We start from the raw sequence: 23,769 nt of genomic DNA, 5'->3' as shown, positions 1-23,769 counted from the left end.
ACTGTTTGATGAAATCGTCACATACGACGGAATGCTCAGTCAAGGCTTGGGGAGGATCATGGGGCAGCGTCCCGACGTCGCTGAGTATCGACCGGACATCTACGCCCGCGGCGCGATTGTCGACCCCTATCCGCACTATCGACGGCTGCGCGAGATGGGCCCGCTGGTGTGGCTGCCGCGGCAGCGGGTCTACGCCCTGCCCCGCTACACCGAGTGCAAGACCGTGCTGCGCGATGACAAGGCGTTCATTTCCGGAAACGGAGTGGCGCTCAACCGCGTCAGTAACAGACTCTCCCGGGGTACCACGCTCAACAGCGATGGTGCCGAACACGACCGGCGCCGCAAGCTGGTCGCCCACCGAATGTTGCCGCGCGCTCTGCGATCTATCGCTGACACCGTCGACCGGCTCGCGGCCGAGGTCGTCGACGCAGCGGTGGCGCGCGGTGAGATCGACGGTGTCGAGTTGGCCTCAGCCGTCCCGCTGGCCGTCGTCCCGGACCTGGTGGGTTGGCCGCGCGAGCAGCGCAAAAACCTGATCGATTGGGGCGGAGCTACTTTCGACGCATTGGGACCATTCAATCGGCAAGCTGTCAGGTCCGTTTCCGGAACGGCGCAGATGCTGAGGTTCGCGCGCCGGGTCGTGCGCCGGCGCACGGTACTCGACGGCAGCATGGCGCATGAGCTGTTGATCGCCGCCGACGAAGGCAAGCTCGCCCATGACGAGTGCCCACCGCTGCTGGTCGATTACATCGCCCCGTCGTTGGACACCACGATCAGTGCGATCTCCAATGCGCTTCATCTGTTCGCGACTCATCCGGACCAGTGGCACTTGCTCAGGGCTGAACCACACCGAATTGCGAATGCCGTCAACGAGATTGTCCGCTACGAGTCGCCACTGCGGGCGTTCGCCCGGCAAAGCCGCGAGGACACGGACATCGCGGGGACTGCTCTGCCCGCGGGCGCTCGCGTGTTGGTGATGTATGCCTCGGCCAACCGCGACGAACGCGAGTGGGACCGGGCCGATGTTTTCGACATCACCCGTGATGCTGGGCGCCACATCGGCTTCGGTCAGGGCGCTCACGCCTGTGCGGGACAGGCGTTGGCCCGGTTGGAAACCGCGGCTATGTTGCGTGCGCTCGTGCAGCGGGTCTCACGTATTGAGCAGCTGGGTCCGCCGGTGTGGGCGGTGAACAACATCATCCGTCGTCATAAGCGGCTGCCGCTGAAGGTGATTGCCGGCTAGAACAGCCGCCGCCGTGCCGCCGGTGGCCGCCGCGAGGCGTACGGCCACGGGTTGTTGCGCTCGGGGACCGCGTCGGCGCGCACCGCCTTGAGCTGTGTCCGCAGCTGCGCCCGCAGTTCGTGCAGGTTGGGGTCGGTCCAGCGATTGACCGCCTCGATCGGATCGTCGGTCAGGTTGTAGAGCTCCCATTGATCGTCCAGCGGGCTGGTCCGGTACGCCTCCCCACCCAGACCGTTGGCAGCCAGGTGCCGCACGCCGGGCTCGGTCCAGGTGCCCGGGTCGTCGAAGGTGCGCACGAGCTTCCAGAGGTGACCGTTCACCTGGGTGACGAGGCCTTCGAAGTTCGCCGCGGTATGGGCCGGAATCCGGATACGCAGCGGCGCAGGTGGATTCACAGTCCGCTTGAGCCGGCGGGCCAGCCCGGAGGCGCCGGTGTCACCTTCGAGCATGTTGTCGCGGGTCATGATGTACACCGCCCGGCTCTCGTCGTCGGGCGCCCCGTCGACGATGGGCATCAGGTCACGGCCCGGCAGCGGGTGTACCTCCGAGAACGACTTGGAAAGAGTTGCGGCAACCGCCGCTACGTCAACGCCGGCGGCACCGAGCAAGGTCGGCACCAGATCGACGTGGGAAGTCGGTGTGCTGACGAGCCGCGGCTGGGATGCACGGGCCCCGACCCTGGCGATCACGAACGGCACACGCGTCGCTTCGTCGTAGAGGTTGAACCACTTCTGATGCAGCCCACCATGGGCACCGAGCAGATCGCCATGGTCGGCGGTGCGCACCAGCACGGCATCAGCCGATCCGCCCTCGGTCACTGCGCGGCGCACTCGGTCGATCGGTCCGTCCACCTCGGCGTGCAACCGGTAATAAAGGTCGCGATAGCGCTGCGCGCCGAGGTCGTACACCTGCTGGATCGCCGGCGCCGGACCATACCCGGAGTAATACGCCTCTCGGAAGGCGATCTGAGCGGCCGGCTTGGTCCGCAGATCTTCGGCTGCGGTGGGCGGCGCGGGAACCGGCGGGGGATCCAACGGTGAGGCCGCCAGCGGACTTCGAGCCGCCCACGTCGGAAACAGCACGATGTCATGCGGGTTGACGAAGCTCGCGACGAGTAGGAACGGCCGCAGCGCGGCGGCGTCACCGGCGCGCCTGCGGTGGTAGCGGTCCTGCAGCCAGGCGACGACGCGGTCGGCGATCAGGGGGTCCCGACGAAATCCGCTGTTGCCCAGTCCGGCACCGTGCGGTTCGGGACCGACCCAGCCAGAGAAACCGAACGGCGCCAGCGGATCGGCATCCCGATAACGCTGCACCGCGACCGGGTCGACGACGCCGTCGTCGTTGTTGGTCGCCAGTGGCCTGCCGGTCGCGGGGTCGGTGAGGTCGGCGTGCGAAATGTGCCACTTGCCGTCGTAATGGGTGTCGTAGCCCGCGGCCCGAAACCAGTTGCCGAGGGTCGGTACTTCGCCACGCCGCAGCCATCGCATCCGTGAGTCGTCGAAGGCCTTCCCGATGCCGTCGGTCTGAGTGACACCGTGCAGGTCGGGATATTGCCCGGTGAAGATCGTCGGCCGGCTCGGCACGCAGGCCAACGAGCCTGTGTAGTGGCGGCCGAAGCTGACGCCGTGCTCGTCGAACCACCGCCGGCCGGTCAATACCCGCTGCCGCCAGGCGAGCACATCGCCGGCTTCGTAGACAGGGGTGGCCCGCTCCTCGTCGGTCATCACGATGATGATGTCGGGGCGATCAGGTACTTCAGACATGGTGGCCCTCCACTCGTTTCGCGAGACCGGCGAGCAACAGGTCGAGCTGTTTGATGGAGATGCGGCCGAACACTCGTTCGGCCAGGCGCTGGACCGGGTTGGAACCGATGTCCACCGTGTTCGTCAAGGTGACTTCGGTAAAGCCGCTGGCGATGGGCCGCAGTGTCCAGCCGCTACGAAGATGGCGAATCAGGCGGGGAAGGCCCTCGATGTCGTAGCCGATAGCCTGTGGTGGGTCGAATGCGGTGATTCGCTCGACGACGGTGCTGCGCCCGAGCTGAACGCGGCGAGAGGTGCCGACGTCGCCAGCGGCGCCATGCTCGAGTAGGCAGGAGTGATCGACGAAGTCGGCCCATGAGCTGACCGCACCGAAGTCAGCCAGGACGTCCCAAATTGCCTGCGGCTCGGCCGCTACCGTGCGCGTGCGGCGAATCTCGGCCACCGGCTCATTCAACCGCACCCGCGGTCGTGATGTCGGGGATCGGAGCCACCGCTACCGCGGGTCCCTGCGCTACGCTCCCCAACGATGACCGAGCTTGTTCTTGCCCGCGCGCTGACCGACCTGTCCGACGAGGTGGCAGCGGTGCCGGCACCCCCGGTTCCGATCGTCGACTCGCCGTACGCGCTGCGGGCGGCAGTGGAGTCGGATGCCGCGATGGTCGCCGAGTGGATGAACCGGCCACATCTGGCCGAGGCGTGGGAATACGACTGGCCGGTCGAACGCTGGCGCAACCATCTCCTGGCCCAACTCGGCGGAACCTACTCGTTGCCGCTGATTGCCAGCCTCAATGGCGTCGACGGCGGTTACCTTGAGTTATACCGGGCGGCAAAGGATTCGATCGCGCCCTGCTATGACGTCGACCCGTACGATCTCGGGCTGCACGCCGCGATCGCTGACCTGGGTGCGGTCAATCGGGGCTTGGCGCCGCGCTTGCTGCCGCGCATCGTGGCGAGCCTGTTCGCGATCGAACCCCGCTGTCAGCGGGTCATGTTCGATCCGGATCACCGCAACACCGGCGCCCGGCGGCTGTGCGAATTCGTCGGATGCCGGTTCCTGGGTGAGTACGACATGGCGAACCGGCGGATGGCGCTCTACGCGTTCGAGCGGCCGACGAACTCGGCGTAGCCGTCGAAGTCGGGTTTGAGCCCGGCGGCGACGAGTTCCCAGAGCACTTCGTCGGTTCCTCCGCCGACCCGGGCCAGCTTCATGTCACGCCACCATCGCCCGAGCGGTGTCTCGTCGACCAAGAATGCCGAGCCGCCGAAGATGTGCAGGCACTCGCCGGCGACCTCCTCACCCAGTCGTGCGGCGGTGACCTTGATCCCGGCGGCGGTCCGCAGGTCGAGGCGCCCGCCCGCGGCGATCCCGTCCAGGGCGTGACGCAGCAGTGCGACGCGCGCGGACAGGTCGGCGATCCGCAGCCGCAGTGCCTGGTGCTCGAAGAGTGTCTGGCCGAACTGCTTACGAGTCATCATGCGCGCCAAGGTGATTCCAATGGCTCGCTCGCAGGACGAGGCAACCTGGGCGGCCACTGACATACGCTCGTGGGCCAGGCCCCAGCTGATCGCGGCGAGCCCGGTGCCGGAGCGCGCCACCAGCGCATCCTCGGGAACCCAGGTGTCGATGTGGACGGCCGCGGTGTCCAGAGGACCGGCGCTGAGTTTGCGATACGGCGGCTGAACCTCGACGTTTGCGGTCGGTACCGCGATCAGTGCGACGTTGCCATGCCGGCTCGTGGCATCGTGGTCGACGCTGCGGGCGACCACGATGATGTGGTCGGCGATGGGGGACAGCGAGACGAACTTCTTGATCCCGCGCACGTCGAATCCGCCGTCGCGCTTGGTGATCGTGGTTTCACAGATCTGCAGATCCGAGCCACCCGATTCTTCGGACGCGCCGATGCACAGCACGGCGTTGCCGTCGATGGCCTGCTCGCAGATGTCCCGCAGGTAATCGGATCGGGCGAAGCGGCGCAGGATCGCGATCGCGGAATCGTGCAGGCTGACTCCGACGGCGATGCCGGCGGACATGAGATCGCCGAGAGCAGAGGCGAGCGCGATGAGCTTGCCGATGTCAGCGTGAGTCTGCGTCGGCTCGCCCCACTTGTGCCGGAACACGCCGGATTTGCCAAGGTGTTCGATCAGCTGACGCGGAAACCGTTCGCTGGCTTCGGCATCCGCGGTCCAGAGTGTGACCTGCTCGTCGAAGGCGGCATCCAGCAGTTCGGTGAACTCAGTCATGCGTTCACCGATTCCAATTGTCGTTGCACTTCCAGACGGCACAGCTTGCCCGACGAGGTCCGGGGCAGCGACCCAGGTGCCAGCAGCATGACGGTGGCCGGAGCGACACCGCACACCGCGGCGACACGTTGCATCACCGCGCTGCGCGCTGCCGCCTCGTCGCGGCCGCGGAATTCGGCGGCCACCACCAGTCCTGGGCGTGGCGAACCGGGCGGGGTGCCCACGGCGACCACGGCGCCTTCACGCACGCCCGGAATCTGGGCGACGACCTGTTCGACTTCGCTGGGGAAGATGTTGCGCCCGGCAACCCAGATGATCTCCTTGGCCCGCCCGCAGACGACCAGACCTTCCTCGGTCAGATAGCCGAGATCGCCTGTGGGAAACCAGCTCTCGCTGTCGATCGGCTCTTCGCCGAGGTAGCCGCTCATCAGCGAGGTGCCGCGGATCTCGATCTGCCCGACGCCGGGTGGGGCATTGTCGAAAGGCACACTACGAATTTCCATACCGTCGATCGGCGGTCCGAGAAGAGCCTGCCGCTGCCTGCCGGTGGGGCCGTCGACCTCGTCGACCAGTAGCCCGGTGCCGGCAGCGGGCATGGTGACAGCGCACACGGATTCAGCCAAACCATAGGCGGGTGCAGCAGCTGACGCGCGAAATCCGAACGGCGCCATGGCGGTTGCAAATCGGTCGAGGCCGTCGCAGTCGATCGGCTCACCACCGTTGATCGCGATCCGAACACTGCTGAGGTCGACATCGCTGACGCGGCTGGCGTACTTGCCGATCAGGTTGTAGGCGAAATTCGGCCCGGCAGTGATCGTGGCGCGGCTCTCCGAGAGCCACTTCAGCCAGCGGAACGGGGAAGCCGCGAACGCGGCCGTCGGTGCCAGCCACAGCGGGATACCCGAGACCGCGGAGGTGACGAGGCAGGTCAGCCCCATGTCGTGATAGAGGGGTAGCCACAAGCATCCGGTGTCGCCGGCAGCGTTCACGCCCAGTCGCTGGATCAGCCCGCGCGCATTGTTGAGCACCGCGTCGGGCGACAGCACCGCGGTGCGCGGGTAACCAGTAGACCCGGCCGTGCCCTGGAGCACGGCGATGTCGGTGTCGGCGGCCGTGACCGCGGCCGCCGCACGGCGGTCGATCTCGGCGGCATCGTGCACGGTCACCGCAGAGTTGTTGCCCTCGAGCAGCAGGTTCAGTTCGGCACCGTGGCTGAACGCCGCGCCAACGCCGATGTCACGAAAGCGCCCCAGCGTGGTGGCCACCCATTGAGCCGGATCGGCACCACGGGTCATGGTCGGCAAGATGGACAGGCTCCGACCGGAGATCATCGCGCCGAAGATGATGGCGACGAGTTCGATCGTTGGTTCACCGACCAGACCTATTGCACGGGAGTTCGTTTCGTGAATGAGCGCGGCGGCCTGTTGGGCGCGGGCGTGTACTTCAGGCCACGGGTGCCGTTGCCAGGTGTCGGTCTCGCGGTCGAGGATGACCAGGTCGGTGGTCGACGACGTCATCGACTCCGTAAGCGCCGATGCGAGTGCATTCATCCCTGAGCTTCAGCCGATGTCGCCGGCCCAGCGGCTCCGTTATTGCGGATCGCTGCGTCGAGGTCGCCGAGTGTGTCGCAGGTCAGCAACTCTTCCTCCGACAACACCACGCCGAGCTTCTCTTCGATGGCGACCATGCCGACGGCGAAGGCCACCGAATCGAGTCCGACCTCGTCGATCAGGTGGGAGTCCGGCGTGAACCGTGACACGTCGATCTGGAGATCTTCACGGAAGATGCTCGCAAGCTCGCCGCTGATCGTCGATGAGTCCATGGCAGGGAAGGGTACGTCATGGAATTTGGTAAGGCTAGCCTTATATCCGGGTTGGGGTGACGAGAAAGGGAGCCCCCAATTTCCGACGCGGTTGTCCGACAATGGCACGGTCTCGCGGCCACGGGAGGTGTTGGGGACGAGGAGTATCCATGGTTAGAGCAGAAGTTGACGTCGCCGATGTCACGCGCCCGATCTCATTGGCGCCGCTCACCGTGCTCGAACTCGGGCCCGCTGAAATGGTCGACTGTGCCGCGCGGGCGGGTTTCGACGCCGTCGGACTTCGCCTGATCCGGGCGACCGACGCCGAGCCATTGCGCCCGACGATCGGTATGACGCCGCTGATTCGCGAGACCCGCCGCAGGCTCGACGACACCGGGCTGACGCTGATCGATATCGAAGTGTTGCGCCTGACACCCCAGACGCGGATACGGCACGACTTCGCAGCCTTCATCGAGACCGGGGCCTATCTGGGCGCGAGCCAGATTCTGGTCACCGGTAACGATCCCGATCACGCCCGCCTCGCCGATCATCTGGCCGAACTCGCCGATCTGGCAGCCGATTACGGGCTGACACCCAACCTGGAGCCGATGCCGTGGACGGATGTCGCGAACCTGCAGCAGGCTGCCGCGATCGTCACACGCTGTGGGCATCCCAATGTCGGACTGTTGGTCGATGCCCTGCATTACGACCGGGCATTGAACACTCCCGCCGATCTGGCGGCATTGCCTTCCGCCTGGATTCGCTACGTCCAGATCTGTGACGGACTGCCCGAGCGGCCGACGACCATCGAGGCGTTGCGATACCAGGGCCGCAACGCGCGGCTTTTTCCCGGCGCCGGGAACATCGACCTGGCGGCGATGCTGCGTGCGCTACCGCGCGACGTCCCGGTCAGCGTCGAGGCGCCGGTGCTGTGGCAGGCCTCCGCCCTTGAGCGCTCCCGCGCGGCGCTGCGTGGCGCGCGCGAGGTGCTCGACCTCGCCTACGCCGACTGTGGGCACTTGGCCTGATGAAGTCGACCGAACCCGTTATGTCGCAGCACATTCTGTTGGGGCAAGGTGAGCTGGCCCGATCCGGAGATACCCATGGCCAGCCAAACTATTTTTCGGCGGGGGTCGGCCGTACTTTCGCGGGGCGGCGGCGAGCCGCCACTCAACCCACTTGACCTCGCGTTTTCGGCGTTGCCATCCGCCTCGCGCGGCGGCCGGCGCGGTTGGGAAACGAGGCGAAAACGTCGTCTGATCGCCAGACGTAGCTATTGACCCGGGTGAAAGCGGATCCAAAGATGATGCTGCATTTCTCTCAGGAAACGCACAGAACCAGCGCCTGCCACAGCGGCGAGGCCGTAAATTGCAAAGGGATTGTATGAACGCGAAGGTCGCATACCGCAGGGCCGCACCGCATTCCACACAGAGGCACGTGATGACGACGGGAGTCGCTGGGGCGGCGATGGTCGGACTTTTCGCCTTGGCGGCGGCTGCGGCCGCGGCCGTGCTCGACGAGCCGACGGCGGTTTCGGCCCAGAGCGTCCAGGTGCATGAGATTCGACTCGTCTCCTGCGAGACGGACGGCGGCGTTGCCGCTCCGGGTTGTTCGTCGGTCCCCAGCCTCGCGTCGCCTGCGGCGGCCAAGTCGGCACTCGGCTCTGCGACCGCTGGTGGTGGTTTCCTGGTCGGCAACGGTGCCGACGCCGCAGCGGACTGCGTGGGTGCAGCGTGCAACGGCGGCAATGGTGGGCTGCTCTTCGGTAACGGTGGTGCTGGCGCCAACGGCGGAAACGGCGGTAACGCAGGCTGGTTCGGCGGAAACGGTGGCGACGGTGCAACCGGCGTGAACGCCGTGTACAACCAGGACGGCACACTCGTCTCGGCGGCCACGAACGGCGGCAGGGGCGGCAATGCGGGTCTGTTCTCCGGCAACGGCGGCAATGGCGGCGCGGGTGGCACGGACACCAACACCAGTGCCGCGGGCGACGGCGCAAACGCCTTCGGCGGCAACGGCGGTGCCGGCGGTAGCGGCGGCCAGGCTGCGGTGCTCGGGGCCCTGACGGGCGGTTCCGGCGCGAGCAAGGCAGGCAAGGGCGGCGCGGGCGGTGCGGCTTCGTCGGTCAACGGCAACGCCACCGGCGGCGCTGGCGGTAACGGCGGCACCTCGCTCTGGGGCCTGCCCGCCGAAGGCGCCCCCAGCGAGTACGGCCCCGGTGCCGGCGGCGCGGGTGGTTCCGCGACGGTCGGCCTCGCCGACGGTACCGGCGGAACCAGCAGCCAGACCGCCACCGGCGGTAAGGGCGGCTCCGGCGGATACGCGGTGCTGTCCGGCAACGGAATTCCCGATCTGGTCGGCAGTGGCGGCAAGGGCGGCAATGGCACCGCCTACCAGAACGGCAAGGCGGTCGGCGGTGCCGGCGGCGACGGCGGCGGACGTTTCCTCGCGCAGAGCCCCGGTGGCGGCTCGGGTGGTAGCGCCACCTCGGAAGCCGGCAGTTCCACGGGTGGTGCGGGTGGCGCGGGCGGCAGTGGTGGCCTGTCCGGACTCGGTGGCCGCGGCGGCACCGGCGGCAACGCGAAGTCGACCGAGGGTGGCAACACCACCGGCGGCCGAGGCGGTAACGGCGGCAACGGCGGAGCCATCGGCGGTAGCGGTGGCGCGGGTCGCAACGGTGGCAGCGCGACCGGCGGAAACGCCCGCGGTGGCAACGGTGGCACCGGGGGCACCGGTGGTATCTCTGTGGGAAGTGGCGGTGGCTCCCCCACCGGTGTCGGTGGTAGCGGCGGCAGCGGCGGCACTGCCACCGGCGGTGCGGGCAAGTCCAGCACCGGCGGCAACGGCGGCTCGGGCGGCAGCGGCGGTGGTGGCACCGGCAACCAGGGCAACGACGGGACTGCCAACCACAGCTAGCGGACCACGGCTCGTCACGCACTGATGCGGGTACGGGTCCCGGCTGCGCAACAGTCGGGGCTCGTACCCGCTCCCTTTTGAGGTCTGAAAAGGTAGCCCCCCAAACGGAGTTAGCCTCCCCTAATATCTCCTCGGGGTGTGCCCGCTTTGGTGAGGATGTCGGAGGTATTCATGAAGGTCTGCGTCGTCGGGGCGGGTCCGTGCGGGCTCACGACCGTCAAGCAGCTTCTCGACGAGGGCCACGACGTCGTGTGCTTCGACAAGAACCCCGATATCGGCGGCATCTGGCTTCGCTACGACGGCGACGGCGACAAGATGAAGGCCTACGACGATCTGTATCTGACCATCTCGATGAAGTTGATGGCCTACTCGGACTATCCGTACCAAGGGGAACGCAAGTTCTATTCGCGGGGCGAGTACTTCGAATACCTCAGCGCGTATGCCGATCGCTTCGGGCTGAGGGAGCGCATCCGATTTAGTAGCGAAGTAACCAATGTCGCAAAGGTTTCCGATCGCTGGGTCGTGTCGGTGCGCCGCGACGGTATCGAGTCCAAGGAGCCGTTCGACGCGGTGGCGGTCTGCTCCGGGCCGTTCAAGACCCCCAACCGGACCATCGCCGGGCTCGAGGACTTCACCGGCGAGATCGTGCACTCGTCCGAGTATCGGAACAACGACCGTTTCCGCGGAAAGCGGGTCCTCATCGTCGGGCTTGCGGAATCCGGCGCCGATATCGTGCGTCAGATCGGTGACGTCGCCAGTGCGTGCACGCTGTCGATCCGGTCATACAGTTACCTGTTGCCCAGAGTGTCGGACCGCAACAGAACGACGGATCACGGCACCGTTCGTGCGCATCACCACGAGATGTACCGACGGGCCACCACCTACCCGCTCGAGCTCGAATCATTCTGGGGGCGTGGCGCGCTAGCGAAGGCGCTGTTCCTGTTCATGTCGGTGGTCTATGGGTTCGCGACGGCGGTGCTTGGCGCGCTTGGCATTAATCGGAACAAGGGTGGCGCCGAGCCGACCGTCAATCCGATGGGTCAACCCATCGACCCCGCGAGACTCGATGTGGACACTCTCGAGAACTACGAGAACTGGAAGCTGATCGAGACATGGAATCGCCGCTCCCACCCGGAGGGAAGTTGGAGCCCACGGCGCATCTTCTGCAAGAACGTCAGCTTCATCCCCGCCATCGCCGCTGGGCGAGTCACGTTGAACGACGCAGGAATTGACTCGTCGGCCGGCAACCGCGTGGCCTTCGCGGACTCGGCGGCGGGCGACTTCGACACCGTCGTGCTGTGCACCGGCTTCGAGCAGGATTTCTCCATCGGCGACCTCCAGGTCAAGGATGGAAATGTCCGCAATCTCTACAAGCACTTCCTGCATCCCGACCACCAGGGGACGGTGGCATTCATCGGGTTCGTCCGGCCGTTCTCGGGTGCGATACCCGTCTGTGCGGAGATGCAGGCCCGCTACTTCGCGCGGGTGTGCAGCGGCACGCAACAGCTGCCCGGCGATATCGGCGAACGCATCAGGCGCGAGAAGGAATGGGAAGAGCACTGGACGGCGCTGAGTCCGCGCCAGACTGAGTCGATCCCGTCGCAGGTGATGTACCTGGACGCACTTGCCCGCGAGATCGGCTGCCTTGTACCGATGAGCAAGATGCTGTTCAACCCGAAGCTGTTCATCCAGCTTTGGTTTGGCAGCTTCAATCCGTCCGGCTACCGGATCGTCGGGCCGCACAACCTCGGTCGTGCAGCCCTGGACGACGTCTATTCCGAACCCGTCGAGAATCGACGGGACATGGCTCTGCGCCATGTGGTCCTACAGCTGACACCCCCGTCCTTCCACCCGAAGCACTTGATGGGCACACCGTTGGTGAAGTGGGAGGACAGCCCGCTTCTGGGCGGCACCTACCCCTCGACGGATTCGCCTGAGCCTGCGTTGGTTTCGAGCAGAGCCGTCGGCTGAGCCGATGCCTCTCGGTGATGCGCTCCAAGGGTTGACCATTCTGGCCGTGATCGTGATCGGCTCGGTGCTGATCGGGAACCTGTTCAACAGATTCGGCCAGCCCCGCGTCTTGGGACCGATCGTCGCCGGCATCGGAGTGGGCACCGCGCTGGCAGCATGCCCGGTATCCCTTCGGACGGAGCTCATTCCGACGACATCGCGGCAACTTCTCGATGCTGTCGGGACCGCGGGATTGCTACTGCTGATGTTCGCCGCGGGCAATGAACTACGACGTTTCGGCAAGTTGGGTGACACCTCCATCGGATGGCGCGCCGTGCCGTGTGTCCTCATTCCCATCACCGCATCGGTACTGGCCGCATGGCCGTTCGCCGCTCGGCTCGGCGTACCCGAACACCACGAGACGTACGGCTGGGTTTTCGTCGGCATCGCGCTGGGCATCACCGCGGTGCCGGTTCTGGTGTTGATCATCAAGGACCTGGGTATCGGGCTGTCGCCCGTAGCTCAGGTGGCGCTGCGTATCTCGGTCGTCACCGACGGGTTTGCCTGGATCCTGGTGACTGCCCTGGTGGTTATCTCGCACGCCACCGCGATGTCATCCAGGACGGTGGCGATCGGTGCGACGCTTCTGGTGGTCGTCGTGTTCGTCATTCCCAGGGTGGTCCCTCGCATCACATCGCTGAGTCAGGGCGGCGCGCTTGCCGCGATGATGGCGGTCTCCGCGCTCGTCGGCGCCGCAGCGACGCAGCTCCTCGGATTCCATCCGGCGATCGGCGCCGTGATTGCGGGATTCTCCTTCCCGGCGGCCCTGGCCGAGGCGTCCTCGGGTCGAGGCTTCAATTCGGTCGTCAATGTGTTGTGGCCGGCCTTCTTCGTCAGCATCGCGATGTCGGTTCCGTTGCAGGCGCTACACGAGTTGGTCAGCTGGGACGGGGTGTGGTGCGTCGCGGTCTTGGCGATCGTGGCCTTCGTCTCGAAACTGGCGGCGGGCTTCGTGTTCGGGGCGATCAACAGGTGGCCGTGGCGTTCGTCGGCCAAGTTGGGCGTGCTGCTGGACTGCCGCGGTGTCACCGAGATCGCGATCGCCTCGGTCGGTTTCCAGGCACGGTTGATCAGCCCGTTCGCCTTCGCCATGCTGTGCGGTCTCGCGATCGCCACAACCGCGGTGACCGCGCCCCTGTACCGCGCACTGGGCACCGAGACCACCGAGACCCGTGAAACGACGACGGAAGTCGCTGAAGCCGCCTAGACGCGCGATCCGCGGGCGGCAAGAATGGAGTCGACGACCGCGCCGATATGTGGTGCGCGCACGATCGAATGATGATCACAGTCCAGAATCTGAGATTCCAACTGACCGGTGAGGATTCGCTGCCACAGCCGCGGATCATCGGTGTTGAGGTGGCTGCGGATGAGTAGCACCCGTCCGTCCCATGGTGCGGGCCGGTGCCGGAACGCGGCCATCATGCCGACTTCTTCGATGGCCCGGGTCTTGCGGTCGTAGTCGGCGGACAACAGCCCGGCAAGCGGAACCGTCTTCTGGCGCTCCCACCACGTATCGAACCCGTTCGCGTCGTCGGTCTGCAGCGTCACCGTCGCATCCGGCAGATCCTTGCGGGCATCCCAGGCCACCCGAGGGGACAGCCAGGGATCGAGCATGACCACTAGCTCGACGATCTCGCCGTCGGCCTGCAGCGCGCGGGCCGTCTCCAGCGCGATGTGCGCCCCGAGGGAGTGGCCGACCAGCGTGTAGGGCCCGTGCGGCTGGATGCGGCGCAGATCGGTCCAATGCCGGTGCACAGCACGCGGTATCGACCAGTCGGGGAGCGCGCGTTCGGAGAGCCCGCTCGGTTCGAACGCATAAACCGCGGTGTGGTTCCCGACCCGTTCGGCCAGCGGGAGAAAGCACAACGCGGAAGCGCCCGCACCGGTGAAGCAGAACAGGGGAGCATCTGCGGTATCGGCCGATAACGGCCGCAACGGTGTTGTGGTCGGCCGCAGCTGCCGTCGGTCTGCCCGCCGGGGGGCGGTCTGTTGGGCCGTGACCAACTTCTCCGCGAACGCGGCGACAGTCGGCGCACTGGCAAGATCTGCGGGCTTCAGTGCTATGCCGTGGGATTCGCGGAGTGCGACCAGCATCTGCGCCACCGACAGCGAGTCACCGCCCAGTGCATAGAAGCTGTCGTTGCGGCCAACCCGCTCGACGCACAGCACCTCTGCCCACAGCGTGGCGGCCATCGATTCATGGACACCAATCGGTGATTCGAAGGCGACCCGGGTTGGTTTCGGCAGTGCCATCCGGTCGACCTTGCCGCGGTCTCCCCGTGGCAGACTCGCCAGGATCTCGATGTTGGCCGGCACCATCCATGGCGGCAGGTCCCGATGTAGCCGCGTGCGCAGGTCGGCGGGTGATGGCGTGCGCTCGGTCGTACTGGGCGCGACGTAGGCGGTAAGGCTCGGCGTCCCAGAGCAATCGGCGACGACGGCGACTTCACGGATGTCGTCATAGGACGCCAGCATCGCTTCGATCTCGGCAGGCTCGACGAGGTACCCGCGAACCTTCACCGTGTTGTCCGCGCGGCCCGACAGGACCAGGTTGCCGTGTTCATCCCAGCGTCCGACATCACCGCCGACGTACGTGGTGGCGTCCCCGGTGCGGGCGAAGGTGGCTGTCGATGTCGAAGAGTCCAGATAACCGGGCCCCAGGTATCGGGACGTGATGGACACGATCCCGTGCTCGTCGATCTCGATCTTCTTGTGCGGTGCGGAGATTCCCACCGGGACTACACCCCGTGGCAATGGCGCAGTCGGTGGGATGTCGTGACTCGCGATGGCCAACGTCTCGGTCGAGCCGACCCAGTTGGTGATCACCGCGGTGGGCGCCAATTCCCTGGCCAGCCTGACGTGGCGCGCCTGCATGGGCTCGCCGGTGGTGACGATCCGTCGGATATGCGAAAAAGTGGCGCCCCCGGCGGCCCTGTGCAGGGCATCGACAAACGACGGTGTGCAGGTGATCACCTCGGCACGGGAGCCCGCGATGCGGTCGAAAGCCTCCCGCGCGCTGTGTTCGCGCGGATCAACCGCGATGATCTCGGCGCCGCCCAGCAGCGATCCGATCAAGACGTTGAGTCCGCCGGCGAAACTGATCGGCATGCATAACGCCACCTTGCAGCCGTCGGCGAGTCCGAACCGGTCGTTCAATAGTTGAGCGTCGGCCAACCACAATCCGTTGGTGTGCAGCACCGCTTTCGGTGTTCCGGTGGAACCCGACGTGAATTGGATGCTGGTGACGTCGTGGGTTTCGGTATCCGAGCCGAGCGTGCCGGCCGCGGATTGCCCGCCATCTCGATTCTCGGGGGACATCTCGACGGGCGCCACCTCGTAGTCGTGCTCGGCGAGGATGGCCGCGATCGCCTCCGCACGATTGCGGGGCAGTTCCGGGTCGAGCGCCACCACGATGGTTCGCGCGGCGATCAGGCCGAGAATGGTCGCAACCGTCTCCTGTGTGAGGGCGGCCGGAACGAGGGCAGCGCGCGGCAATTCGCCGCAGGGCAGCGTACCTTCTCGGACGGCGCAGGCCGCGGTGAACAGATCACCGTAGGTGATTGCCTGCGTCGCGGCGCGCAGCGCCACCCGGTTGGGGTGGCGGGTGGCAGTCGCCGCAAAGTGCGCTGCTACGGACCGATATTCGAGCGGCCGCTCGGGCGGAACGGCTGCCGGTCGCGGTAGGTCATCGGGCGCTATCACGACGGCCGGCCGTTGTTCTCGGCGCCGCCAGATCTGAGTCGCAGTCGCGGCGACGGCGCCCGCGCCAACGAGTGCTAACCCGAGCGGTAACAACCGTGCCGAACTCAAATCACTCGCCAATGTGGATCCGGCGGTCACTCGGGTGCCCGGCGTTGAACCGGATCACCTGTTGATGGGTCCGATCGGCCAGCACGTCGCGCGGTCCGATCGTGAATGCCGCGGGGAACATCTCCTGCTCGTGGCGGTGGACAGGTTCGTGCCGGGGGTGTGGTACCCGTGATTGTGGTGCTGCACTGCGCCCGTCGCGTGCTGCGGCCTCGAGAAGGTCGGCGGCCGCCGAGACACTGTCCTGAGGTTTGGTCATCTCCACGGCGACCTCGACGGCGCGTCGCCGATACTGCGGCTCCAGTACGGTCTGCAGTCCGGCCCGGATCGACTCGGGCGTGGCGATGGAGAATCGTTGGGAGGTGCCGACACCGAGCTTCGTCACCTGCTTGGCCCACAAGGGCTGCTCGGCACTGATCCACAAGACGAACGTGGGCATCCCTGCGCGCAGGCCCGCCGCCGTGGTGCCCGCTCCGCCATGGTGAACCACGGCACGACATTTCGGGAACACCGCGGCATGACTGACGTTTCGCACGATGCGCACGTGCGGTGACGAGGTGTCGGGGATATCCCATACGCCCGAACAGATCAGGGCACGTTCACCCAACTCGGCACACACCTCGGTGATCATCGCCACCGCCGCCGAGGGACATTCGATCGGCATGCTGCCGAACCCGAAATAGATGGGCGGTGGGCCTTCGCTGATCCACGATTCGGTTTGCGCGTCGCTGTCGGTATCGAGCTGCAGCGTGAGGGATCCGATCAGCGGTCGGCGCCCGGCCCACTCCTGCGCCAAGCCGTCGAAAAGCAGTGGGTCATAAGCCTGGATCTCCACCGCGCTCAACTCGACGATGCGGCGGATCGCCCGCTTCCGTGTCCGTGGCAGTCCCAGTGCATATCGCTGCGCGACCTCGGCGCGCTTCATCAGGCGCCAGTAAACAGACTCGGCCACCGGCCAGATCGTGTGGGCCAGCCAGCGGGGCACGCGCGGGAACATCACGCCGTTGGCACGGAAAGGGAAGTAGTGCAAGGCCGCCAGTGGTGTGTCGAGGTGCTCGGCGACGTTGGCTGCTACCTCCTGATAGGTGGTACCGGTCAGGATCAGATCGGCATCCTTGGCCAAGCTGACCAGGGTGTTGCTCATCTCCGCCCAGCCCTGGCTCAGGTAGTCCTCGAGTTCGCGCCATTCCCTGCGCGGATCGCGTATGCCCCAGGACTTGCGGAAGATCGACGCCTCGAGTTGTTGTTGGGAGTCAACGCCGTAGGGCAGCGCAGTCGTGAGACCGCACGCCCGGACGAACGCGATCAAATTGGGTGGGACAGCCATCGAAACGTCGTGTCCGCGGCGGATCAGCTCCAGCGCCACCGCCGCACACGGTTCGATATCGCCGCGGGTGCCGTGGACGGCTATCGCGATCTTCATCGCGTCGGTTTCCTCCTCCCGGCAGGCGCAAGCGCGCACCAAAAATCAGCCGGGCCATGCAGTTTGGTCACATGCTCGTGCGCTCCGCCGGCTATGGCGCGCTCGAGCACGGCGGTTCCCCGCCCTGGGCCGAACGGTTGTCCGGCGCTTGGTTGTGGTCATTATGGCCTGCTGGGAGCCAGCTGTGTGGGCTACGTCTGCTCGACCCTTCGAGCACCGAAAACCCTGGTGTCTTAGCCAGATCCACCGGTCTGGGCCGCCGCCCGATAGCCCCGCACGGCCACCGGGCCGAAAATCGCCGCCAGCCCGATCAGCCATGCCAATGCAGCGAGCAGGGCGTGACCCGCGGGCTCACCCTCGGCGAGTGCGCGCATGGCGTCGATGACGGGAGCGAGTGGTTGTACGCGGGCAATGGGCTGAATCCATTCGGGGAAGTGCTCCAGCGGAGCCACCCCGCCGGTGCAGAAGGCCATCCCGATCGCCGCACCCCCCAGCAGTGTGAGTAACGGGGCACTGTTGTTGCGCACAGCCACAGCCATCACGATGGTGGCGAAGACGAACGTGACCAAGACCGGCAACAACAGGAAGGGGATGACCGCGGGCCACGTGCCCTCGAACCGCAGCCCAAGCGTCATGCCCACCAACAGGATAACGACGCTGGCGACCAGCGTTTGTGCCGCTTCGGCCAGCAGGGTGCCGGCCAGGAAGCTCCCCCGATGCACCGGCATCACCCAGAATCGGCTCAGCAGTCCGCTGTCGCGTTCACCGGGGATATGGAAGCCGGCGCCGAGTGTGCCCATCATGGTGCCGGCCACGATGCACATCGGCACGAGTGTGGCGAGATTGTCGGATCCGGTCAGCCGCAGCATCGACTTGCTGATCACCAGGTAATACGTCAACAACAACACAGTGGGCAGCAGCACGGACTGCAGCGGCACCATCGGATGCAGCCGCCAGTGCATGAACATGCGCTCGGTGAGGATCACGGCGGGCATGATCCGCCGATATGCCGTGGTGTTCGTGCTCATAGCGGTCGCCTCTGCATGCGAACAGCGATCAGCCCGAAGACAAGCAGGAGACCCAGGCACCACCCCGCGGTGATAACCAGCTGGTTGCCCGCGACCGCGCCGTCCGCAAGTCCGCGGATGGTATCGGTCACCTGAGACACCGGTTGGTACCGCACGAACGGTTGCACCCAGCTCGGAAAGGCCTCTGCGGGAGCCAGTCCCGTCGAGACCAGAATCAGAATCAGCTGCGGCATCAACAAGATCTGACTCCCGCCGATCCTGCGGAGCCAGGTCCCTGTTGCGTCGGCGCCCAGCGAGAGCGCCAGGGTCAGGCACAACGGGATGGCCACGAACGCCACCGTGCACGCGATGCCGCCGGTGATCCGGAAACCCAGGAGGTAGGCGGTCGCGAGCGCTGCGGCCAGCGACAAGATTCCGCGCAGAAGGCAATACAGCATGCGCGCGATCATCGGAGCGAGCAGTGAAATGGGTTGGGTCCGCAAGCGGGCCGTGAGGCCCGAGGCTTGTTCCCGACCGGCCCGATCGGCGGTCGTCACCGCGCCGAGCAGCATGGCCTGGACGATGATCGACGGCACCAGATAGTCCGTGTAGCTCATCTCGCCGGTGTCGATGATGTTCCGCAACGCACCGTTGAGCCCGAGCAGGGTTCCCGCCGGGACCAATACGCCCAACGCGAGATCGAAATCGCGAACGGCGGTGTGCACTATCCGTTCGGTCAGCGCGGTGATTGCGGTCACGGGGTGAGTGCCGCCGCGCTCAGGTGCAAGAACACCTCGTCGAGAGTCGGCCTGCGCAGCGAGATGTCGACCAGTCCGACGCCCAACTGGTCGGTGCGGCGGACCACCTCGGCGAGCGTGCCAACACCGTCGCGCGCACGCACCGAGACGGTGTTGGTCTCGTCGTCGGCGTCGACATCGTCGATATCAGCCAGCGCAGCCATGACGCGCGGGATATCGGCGCGACGCACGAGGGTGACCTGACAGTAGGTGGCGCCGGTCTGGCTCTTGAGATCTTCGGCCGTGCCGTGTGCGACGACCCGCCCCGAGTTGAGGATCACGATCGAATCGCTCAGTACGTCAGCCTCTTCGAGGTACTGGGTGGTGAGAAGGACCGTGACACCGTCGGCGGCCAGCGTGGCCACCCGCTCCCAAACCTGGCGGCGGCTGCGGGGATCCAGGCCGGTAGTCGGCTCGTCGAGGAAGAGCACCCGGGGAGTCACGACCAGAGCCGCGGCGACGTCGAGGCGACGCCGCATCCCGCCGGAATAGGTCGAGACGGGCCGGTCGGCCGCATGATCAAGCTCGAACTGGCCGATCAGCTCGTCGGCTCGCCGTCGAGCTTCCTTGCGCCGCATACCCTTCAGCCGGCCGAAAAGGGTCAAGTTCTGCCGTCCGGTGATCACGTTGTCGAGGCTGGCGCTCTGCCCGGTGACACCGATGCTGTCCCGAACGAGGGCGGCCTGCTCGACGACGTCGTAGCCGGCGACCGTGGCCCGCCCGCCGGTCGGCGGTATCAATGTCGAAAGGATCTGCACCGCCGTCGTCTTGCCCGCGCCGTTGTGGCCGAGCAGCGCCAGCACCGAACCGGTCGGCACCGTGAAGCTCACGTCGGTCAGTGCCGACACCCCGCCATACGCCTTGGTGAGGCCGTCAAGTTCGATCATCAGCGGACCACCGTCCATTCCTTACTGACCGACCGGTTCACGAAGAACACCGAAACGGAGTTGCTGAACCACTGCCACAAGAGCTTGCGCCAGCCGATCGCCTTGGCGCGTCTGCCGGAGTGGTAAACGGTCAGATCTCGTGCGAAATATGTTCTCCCGACTCGGGATAGCCGCCGGAAGAGATCCATATCCTCGGAGGCGACGAGCTTCTCGTTGAACCCGCCGACCGTGTCGAATGCTTCGGCGGCCACCATCTGAAACTTTCCACTGGCCGCGCCCACCCGCAGGATGTTGTTCTGCAGCAGAAACTGCAAGCCGAGCATTGTGAACACGAATCGATCAGCCGTGGTGGCGGATTCAGGTGTCACCCGGTACTGACCCGTCAGGGCCACCAGGCCGCTGTCGGCCTGGAACCGGGAGCGCGAGCTGCGGAAGAAGTCGTCGATATCGGGGATCAGGACGTCGGCGTCGACGAAGACCAGATAGTCACCCCGGGCGGCGGCCGCTCCGCGGTTTCTGACCTGGGCGATGGTTTGCTTCGCGGGCTCGCTGTAGCGGACAACCGTGTTGGCGTACCGCTGACAGATCTCGACGGTGTCATCCGTGCTGTTGTCGTCGGACACGATGATCTCGTGTTCGCCCGAATACGAGGCCAGACACTCAAGGGTCCGTGCGACGGTCTGTTGTTCGTTGAGGGTCGGGACGACGAACGAGATCATCGCGGCTCCCCCTTCCGGAACGGACAAATCAGCGCAGCCTAACCTTCACTGAGGTCGAATGGTGGGCTACGTCGCGGACGCCCACGCCCACGACGTGCGGTTATCCGGTGACCGCACGGACGTCCAACCGAAAACACAGGTTAGGCTACCCTCAACCAATGACCGATGTGACCGCGGCACCGCGATCGCCGATCGCGACGGCTGGGTGGGCAGTACTACCGCACGGAATGGTTCCGGCGGACGTAGTTGCGCAGCTGGCCGCCGCTGTTCCGGAACGGGTCGGCGCCGACTACCTGGTCTACGAGCAGGACGGCTGCTGGACACTGGCGATCGGCACCCGCGCCTTCATCGAGCTCGATCGCGACGAGTGCCGCATCAGCGACGGCGGCCCCGTGGTGAGCCGACCCTGGAGCGGGCGGCCCGCCGCAGTCCTGGCTGAGGCGCTCGAGACCGTGCTGGCCGACGGCGAACCGGCGTTCGGATGGATTGCCTTCGAGCTCGGCGCCCATCGACTGGGGTTGTTCGACCGGATCCCCGCGGGCACCCCGCTGGCCCGGATCTTCACTCCCGCCAGCCGTGTCATGGTCTCGGCCAACGGAATCGACCTCGTCAACGGGGACGACGATCTTCGCGCGGCCGTGCGGAACCTGCGGCCCGACGGCCTGAGCCGTCAGGTCTGCGAGGTAGACGTGTCGGTCGATCACAGCGGATACCGGGACCGGGTCGCGACCGCGATCTCCGAGATCCGGGATAACCGCTACCAGAAGGTGATTCTGTCCCGCACCGTCGACGTTCCGTTCGCGGTGGACTTTCCGGCGACCTACAGCGTGGGCCGCAGGCACAACACCCCCGCCCGGTCCTTTCTGATGCGCCTCGGTGGCATCCGGGCTCTGGGCTTCAGTCCTGAGCTGGTGACCGCGGTGCATAGCGACGGTGTGGTGATAACCGAGCCACTGGCCGGCACAAGGGCATTCGGCCGCGGAGCCAACGATGACCAAGCGGCCCGCAACGACCTCGAATCGGATGCCAAGGAGATCGTCGAGCACGCACTGTCGGTCCGCACCTCGATGCTCGAGATCGGCGAGGTCGCCGAGCCGGGCAGTGTCGCGGTGACTGACTTCATGACCGTGCGGGAGCGCGGCAGCGTCCAGCACCTGGGGTCGACCGTCGGGGCAAGACTGGATCCGAGCAGGAACCGGATGGATGCGCTGGAGGCGTTGTTCCCCGCGGTGACGGCGTCAGGAATTCCGAAAACGCCTGGGGTCGAGGCGATTATGCGGCTCGACGAGATGCCGCGCGGCCTGTACTCGGGTGCGGTTGCGATGTTCACCCCCGACGGCGGCCTGGACGCCGCGCTCGCGCTGCGCGCGGCCTACGAAGTCGACTCCCGGACCTGGCTACGCGCCGGTGCGGGCATCATCGCCGCGTCGTCGCCCGAGCGTGAATTCGAGGAGACCTGCGAGAAGATGGGGTGCCTGGCGCCCCACCTCGTCCCGCTCAGCGATTGACCCCACTCAGGAGCACAGCTGCGCGACGAGCGTGTGCTTGTCGATTTTCCCCACCGCCGTGGTCGGCAGCGCCTGCATCGACGCAACCATGTCCGGCCGGCAGTGCACGGCGACACCGCGGGTGTCGAGATGGTCATTGAGCTCGGACAGTGAAACCGGGGTACCGCGGAAAACTATTGCGGCGCAGATTTTCTCACCCAGATAAGGGTCGGGAAGGCCGACGGCGGCCGCGGCAGACACAGCCGGGTGGGTCAGCAGATGGCTCTCGAGGTCGAGCGCGGATACCGTCTCGCCGCCGCGCAGAATGACGTCCTTGACCCGGCCGGTGACCTCCAGGTAGCCATTAGTCAAGCGGCGCACCTTATCCCCACTGCGGTAGAAACCGTCGGGGGTGAACGAGCGCTGGTTCTCCGCCTCGGCCCGGAAGTAACCGTTGATCGTGTACGGCCCGCGCACCAGCAGTTCACCGGGCTCGCCGTCGGGCACCGCATCGCCGGCGTCGTCAACGATCCGCAACTCGTCGTGCTCGGCCAGCGGACGTCCCTGGGTGTGCTCGAGGATCTCGGCCGAATCGTCGATCCTCGTGTAGCACAGCAGGCCTTCGGCCATCCCGAACACCTGCTGCAGTCCACGGGTGAGTGTCGACCGCACGTGCCGGGCATCGTCGGCGGCCAGCTTGGCACCACCGACCTGCAGGAGACGCAAGGTGGTCGGGCGCTCTTCCTCCCACTCGCAGGCCTGCGCCCACAACCGCGCCAGCGCGGGCACCAGCGCCGTGGCGGTTACTCCATGGCGGGCGATCGTGGCGAATGCCGCTTCCGGACTCGGATCCGTCCCGAACACCACGGTGGCACCGACGGTCATCGCGCCCAGCAGGCCGGGACACGCGAGCGGGAAGTTGTGGCCGGCTGGCAACGCGACGAGATAGACGTCCGCGCTGGTCAATTCGCAGAGCCGCGCGCTGGCGGTGGCGTTGTAGACATAGTCGTCGTGGGTGCGGGGGATCAGCTTCGGCGCACCCGTCGTACCGCCGGATACCAGCAGCACGGCCGGGCCGCTGGTGTCCGGGCTCGGGTGCGGTGGTCGCCCGTGGCCCTCGCAGAGCCTCGACCACGAGAGGTGTGGTCCCGCGTCGCCGTCGACGATGATGTGGCTCAGCTGGTTGTCACGACCGGCCAGCCGCTCGGCCATGGCCCGGTAATCGAATCCGGCGCCGGTACCCACGATGATGGCGACCGCACCACTGACGTCGAGGAAGTGTGCGAGCTCCGCGTCGCGGTGGCCGGGCAGGCACAGCACCGGTACGGCGCCTGCGCGCAAGAGCCCGAACAACGCGACCGCGAACTGGCAGCTGTTCGGCAGCTGCAGCAGGACGACCTGCCCGTCTCCGATTCCCACGGTGCGAAGTCCCGCCGCGGCGGCATCCGCGCGTTGGTCCAGCTCGGCGTAGGTGAGGCTGTCCCGATCGTCGACGACGGCAGGGTGGTCGGGCCAGCGCGCCGCGGCGGTCCGGAGGATCTCGTCGAGGGGCTGACCCGTCCAGTAACCGGCCTCGCGGTAGACCGCGGCGCGGTCTGGCGGATAGGGCGTGAAACCGGTCATTGCGCTCCCTGAGGTAGGCGTCTCCGCGTAGCGAGCATAGGGTAG

Annotated in this window: 19 protein-coding genes; 7 read left to right on the top strand and 12 right to left on the bottom strand. The window is 66.4% G+C overall.

The window, feature by feature from the left end; genetic code table 11:
* Positions 1-58 precede the first annotated feature (58 nt).
* Positions 59-1,243 (top strand): cytochrome P450, encoded by a 1,185-nt coding sequence (locus SLQ31_RS20795; protein WP_319435947.1) that lies wholly within the window; start codon positions 59-61, stop codon positions 1,241-1,243.
* Here the strand turns inward: SLQ31_RS20795 and SLQ31_RS20790 are convergent.
* Complete coding sequence (locus tag SLQ31_RS20790) at positions 1,240-3,006, bottom strand: sulfatase-like hydrolase/transferase (protein WP_319435946.1); 1,767 nt, start codon at positions 3,004-3,006, stop codon at positions 1,240-1,242. The two genes, SLQ31_RS20795 and SLQ31_RS20790, sit on opposite strands and share 4 nt — an antisense overlap.
* Positions 2,999-3,466 (bottom strand): SRPBCC family protein, encoded by a 468-nt coding sequence (locus SLQ31_RS20785; protein WP_319435945.1) that lies wholly within the window; start codon positions 3,464-3,466, stop codon positions 2,999-3,001. The genes SLQ31_RS20790 and SLQ31_RS20785 overlap by 8 nt, the downstream gene beginning before the upstream one ends.
* A 66-nt stretch (positions 3,467-3,532) precedes the next feature.
* Between SLQ31_RS20785 and SLQ31_RS20780 the strand changes: the two genes are divergently transcribed.
* A complete protein-coding gene (locus SLQ31_RS20780; RefSeq protein WP_319435944.1) occupies positions 3,533-4,132 on the top strand; it encodes a GNAT family N-acetyltransferase in 600 nt (199 codons plus the stop codon).
* On the opposite strand, the gene mbtN is transcribed toward SLQ31_RS20780, so the two are convergent.
* From mbtN to SLQ31_RS20765, 3 genes are read right to left on the bottom strand one after another with little or no spacing between them, the layout of a single operon-like run.
* Positions 4,099-5,247, bottom strand: coding sequence for a mycobactin biosynthesis acyl-ACP dehydrogenase MbtN (mbtN, locus tag SLQ31_RS20775; protein WP_319435943.1), 1,149 nt, complete (start codon positions 5,245-5,247; stop codon positions 4,099-4,101). The genes SLQ31_RS20780 and mbtN overlap by 34 nt on opposite strands.
* The gene (gene mbtM, locus SLQ31_RS20770) at positions 5,244-6,797 is read right to left on the bottom strand and encodes a long-chain-fatty acid--ACP ligase MbtM (RefSeq protein ID WP_319435942.1); all 1,554 of its coding nucleotides are present in this window, start codon (positions 6,795-6,797) and stop codon (positions 5,244-5,246) included. The genes mbtN and mbtM overlap by 4 nt, the downstream gene beginning before the upstream one ends.
* Positions 6,794-7,069: an acyl carrier protein gene (locus SLQ31_RS20765; RefSeq protein ID WP_319435941.1), complete on the bottom strand. Its 276-nt coding sequence runs from the start codon at positions 7,067-7,069 to the stop codon at positions 6,794-6,796. The genes mbtM and SLQ31_RS20765 overlap by 4 nt, the downstream gene beginning before the upstream one ends.
* A gap of 149 nt (positions 7,070-7,218) precedes the next feature.
* On the opposite strand from SLQ31_RS20765, the gene SLQ31_RS20760 reads away from it, so the two are divergent.
* The 4 genes from SLQ31_RS20760 to SLQ31_RS20745 all read left to right on the top strand — a co-directional run bounded on the left by SLQ31_RS20760 (position 7,219) and on the right by SLQ31_RS20745 (position 13,181).
* Entirely contained in the window at positions 7,219-8,076 is an 858-nt protein-coding gene (locus SLQ31_RS20760) for a sugar phosphate isomerase/epimerase family protein (RefSeq protein ID WP_319435940.1), read from the top strand.
* Between the two features lie 412 nt (positions 8,077-8,488).
* Entirely contained in the window at positions 8,489-9,964 is a 1,476-nt protein-coding gene (locus SLQ31_RS20755) for a hypothetical protein (protein WP_319435939.1), read from the top strand.
* A gap of 171 nt (positions 9,965-10,135) precedes the next feature.
* Positions 10,136-11,935: a flavin-containing monooxygenase gene (locus SLQ31_RS20750; RefSeq protein WP_413642729.1), complete on the top strand. Its 1,800-nt coding sequence runs from the start codon at positions 10,136-10,138 to the stop codon at positions 11,933-11,935.
* Positions 11,936-11,939: 4 nt separating this feature from the next.
* The gene (locus tag SLQ31_RS20745; protein WP_319435938.1) at positions 11,940-13,181 is read left to right on the top strand and encodes a cation:proton antiporter; all 1,242 of its coding nucleotides are present in this window, start codon (positions 11,940-11,942) and stop codon (positions 13,179-13,181) included.
* On the opposite strand, the gene SLQ31_RS20740 is transcribed toward SLQ31_RS20745, so the two are convergent.
* The 6 genes from SLQ31_RS20740 to SLQ31_RS20715 all read right to left on the bottom strand — a co-directional run bounded on the left by SLQ31_RS20740 (position 13,178) and on the right by SLQ31_RS20715 (position 20,641).
* Positions 13,178-15,676 carry an alpha/beta fold hydrolase gene (locus tag SLQ31_RS20740; protein ID WP_319435937.1) on the bottom strand — a complete coding sequence of 833 codons (2,499 nt, stop codon included), beginning with the start codon at positions 15,674-15,676 and terminating at the stop codon, positions 13,178-13,180. The two genes, SLQ31_RS20745 and SLQ31_RS20740, sit on opposite strands and share 4 nt — an antisense overlap.
* Before the next feature lie 109 nt (positions 15,677-15,785).
* On the bottom strand, positions 15,786-17,204 hold the full coding sequence (locus SLQ31_RS20735; RefSeq protein ID WP_319435936.1) for a glycosyltransferase: 1,419 nt from the start codon (positions 17,202-17,204) through the stop codon (positions 15,786-15,788).
* Positions 17,205-17,437: 233 nt separating this feature from the next.
* Positions 17,438-18,232 (bottom strand): ABC transporter permease, encoded by a 795-nt coding sequence (locus tag SLQ31_RS20730; RefSeq protein WP_319435935.1) that lies wholly within the window; start codon positions 18,230-18,232, stop codon positions 17,438-17,440.
* A complete protein-coding gene (locus tag SLQ31_RS20725; RefSeq protein WP_319435934.1) occupies positions 18,229-18,969 on the bottom strand; it encodes an ABC transporter permease in 741 nt (246 codons plus the stop codon). The genes SLQ31_RS20730 and SLQ31_RS20725 overlap by 4 nt, the downstream gene beginning before the upstream one ends.
* Complete coding sequence (locus SLQ31_RS20720; protein ID WP_319435933.1) at positions 18,966-19,895, bottom strand: ATP-binding cassette domain-containing protein; 930 nt, start codon at positions 19,893-19,895, stop codon at positions 18,966-18,968. The genes SLQ31_RS20725 and SLQ31_RS20720 overlap by 4 nt, the downstream gene beginning before the upstream one ends.
* A complete protein-coding gene (locus SLQ31_RS20715) occupies positions 19,895-20,641 on the bottom strand; it encodes a glycosyltransferase (protein ID WP_319435932.1) in 747 nt (248 codons plus the stop codon). Before SLQ31_RS20715 ends, SLQ31_RS20720 begins: the two co-directional genes overlap by 1 nt.
* 131 nt (positions 20,642-20,772) lie before the next feature.
* Between SLQ31_RS20715 and SLQ31_RS20710 the strand changes: the two genes are divergently transcribed.
* Entirely contained in the window at positions 20,773-22,122 is a 1,350-nt protein-coding gene (locus SLQ31_RS20710) for a salicylate synthase (protein WP_319435931.1), read from the top strand.
* Between the two features lie 6 nt (positions 22,123-22,128).
* Here the strand turns inward: SLQ31_RS20710 and SLQ31_RS20705 are convergent, their stop codons facing one another.
* Entirely contained in the window at positions 22,129-23,724 is a 1,596-nt protein-coding gene (locus tag SLQ31_RS20705) for a (2,3-dihydroxybenzoyl)adenylate synthase (protein ID WP_319435930.1), read from the bottom strand.
* Between the last annotated feature and the right edge of the window lie 45 nt (positions 23,725-23,769).

The organism is Mycobacterium sp. RTGN5, from assembly GCF_033804465.1.
Lineage (GTDB): Bacteria > Actinomycetota > Actinomycetes > Mycobacteriales > Mycobacteriaceae > Mycobacterium.
The sequence above is the reverse complement of the archived record's forward strand: the minus strand, read 5'-3'. Positions and strand labels throughout refer to the sequence as shown.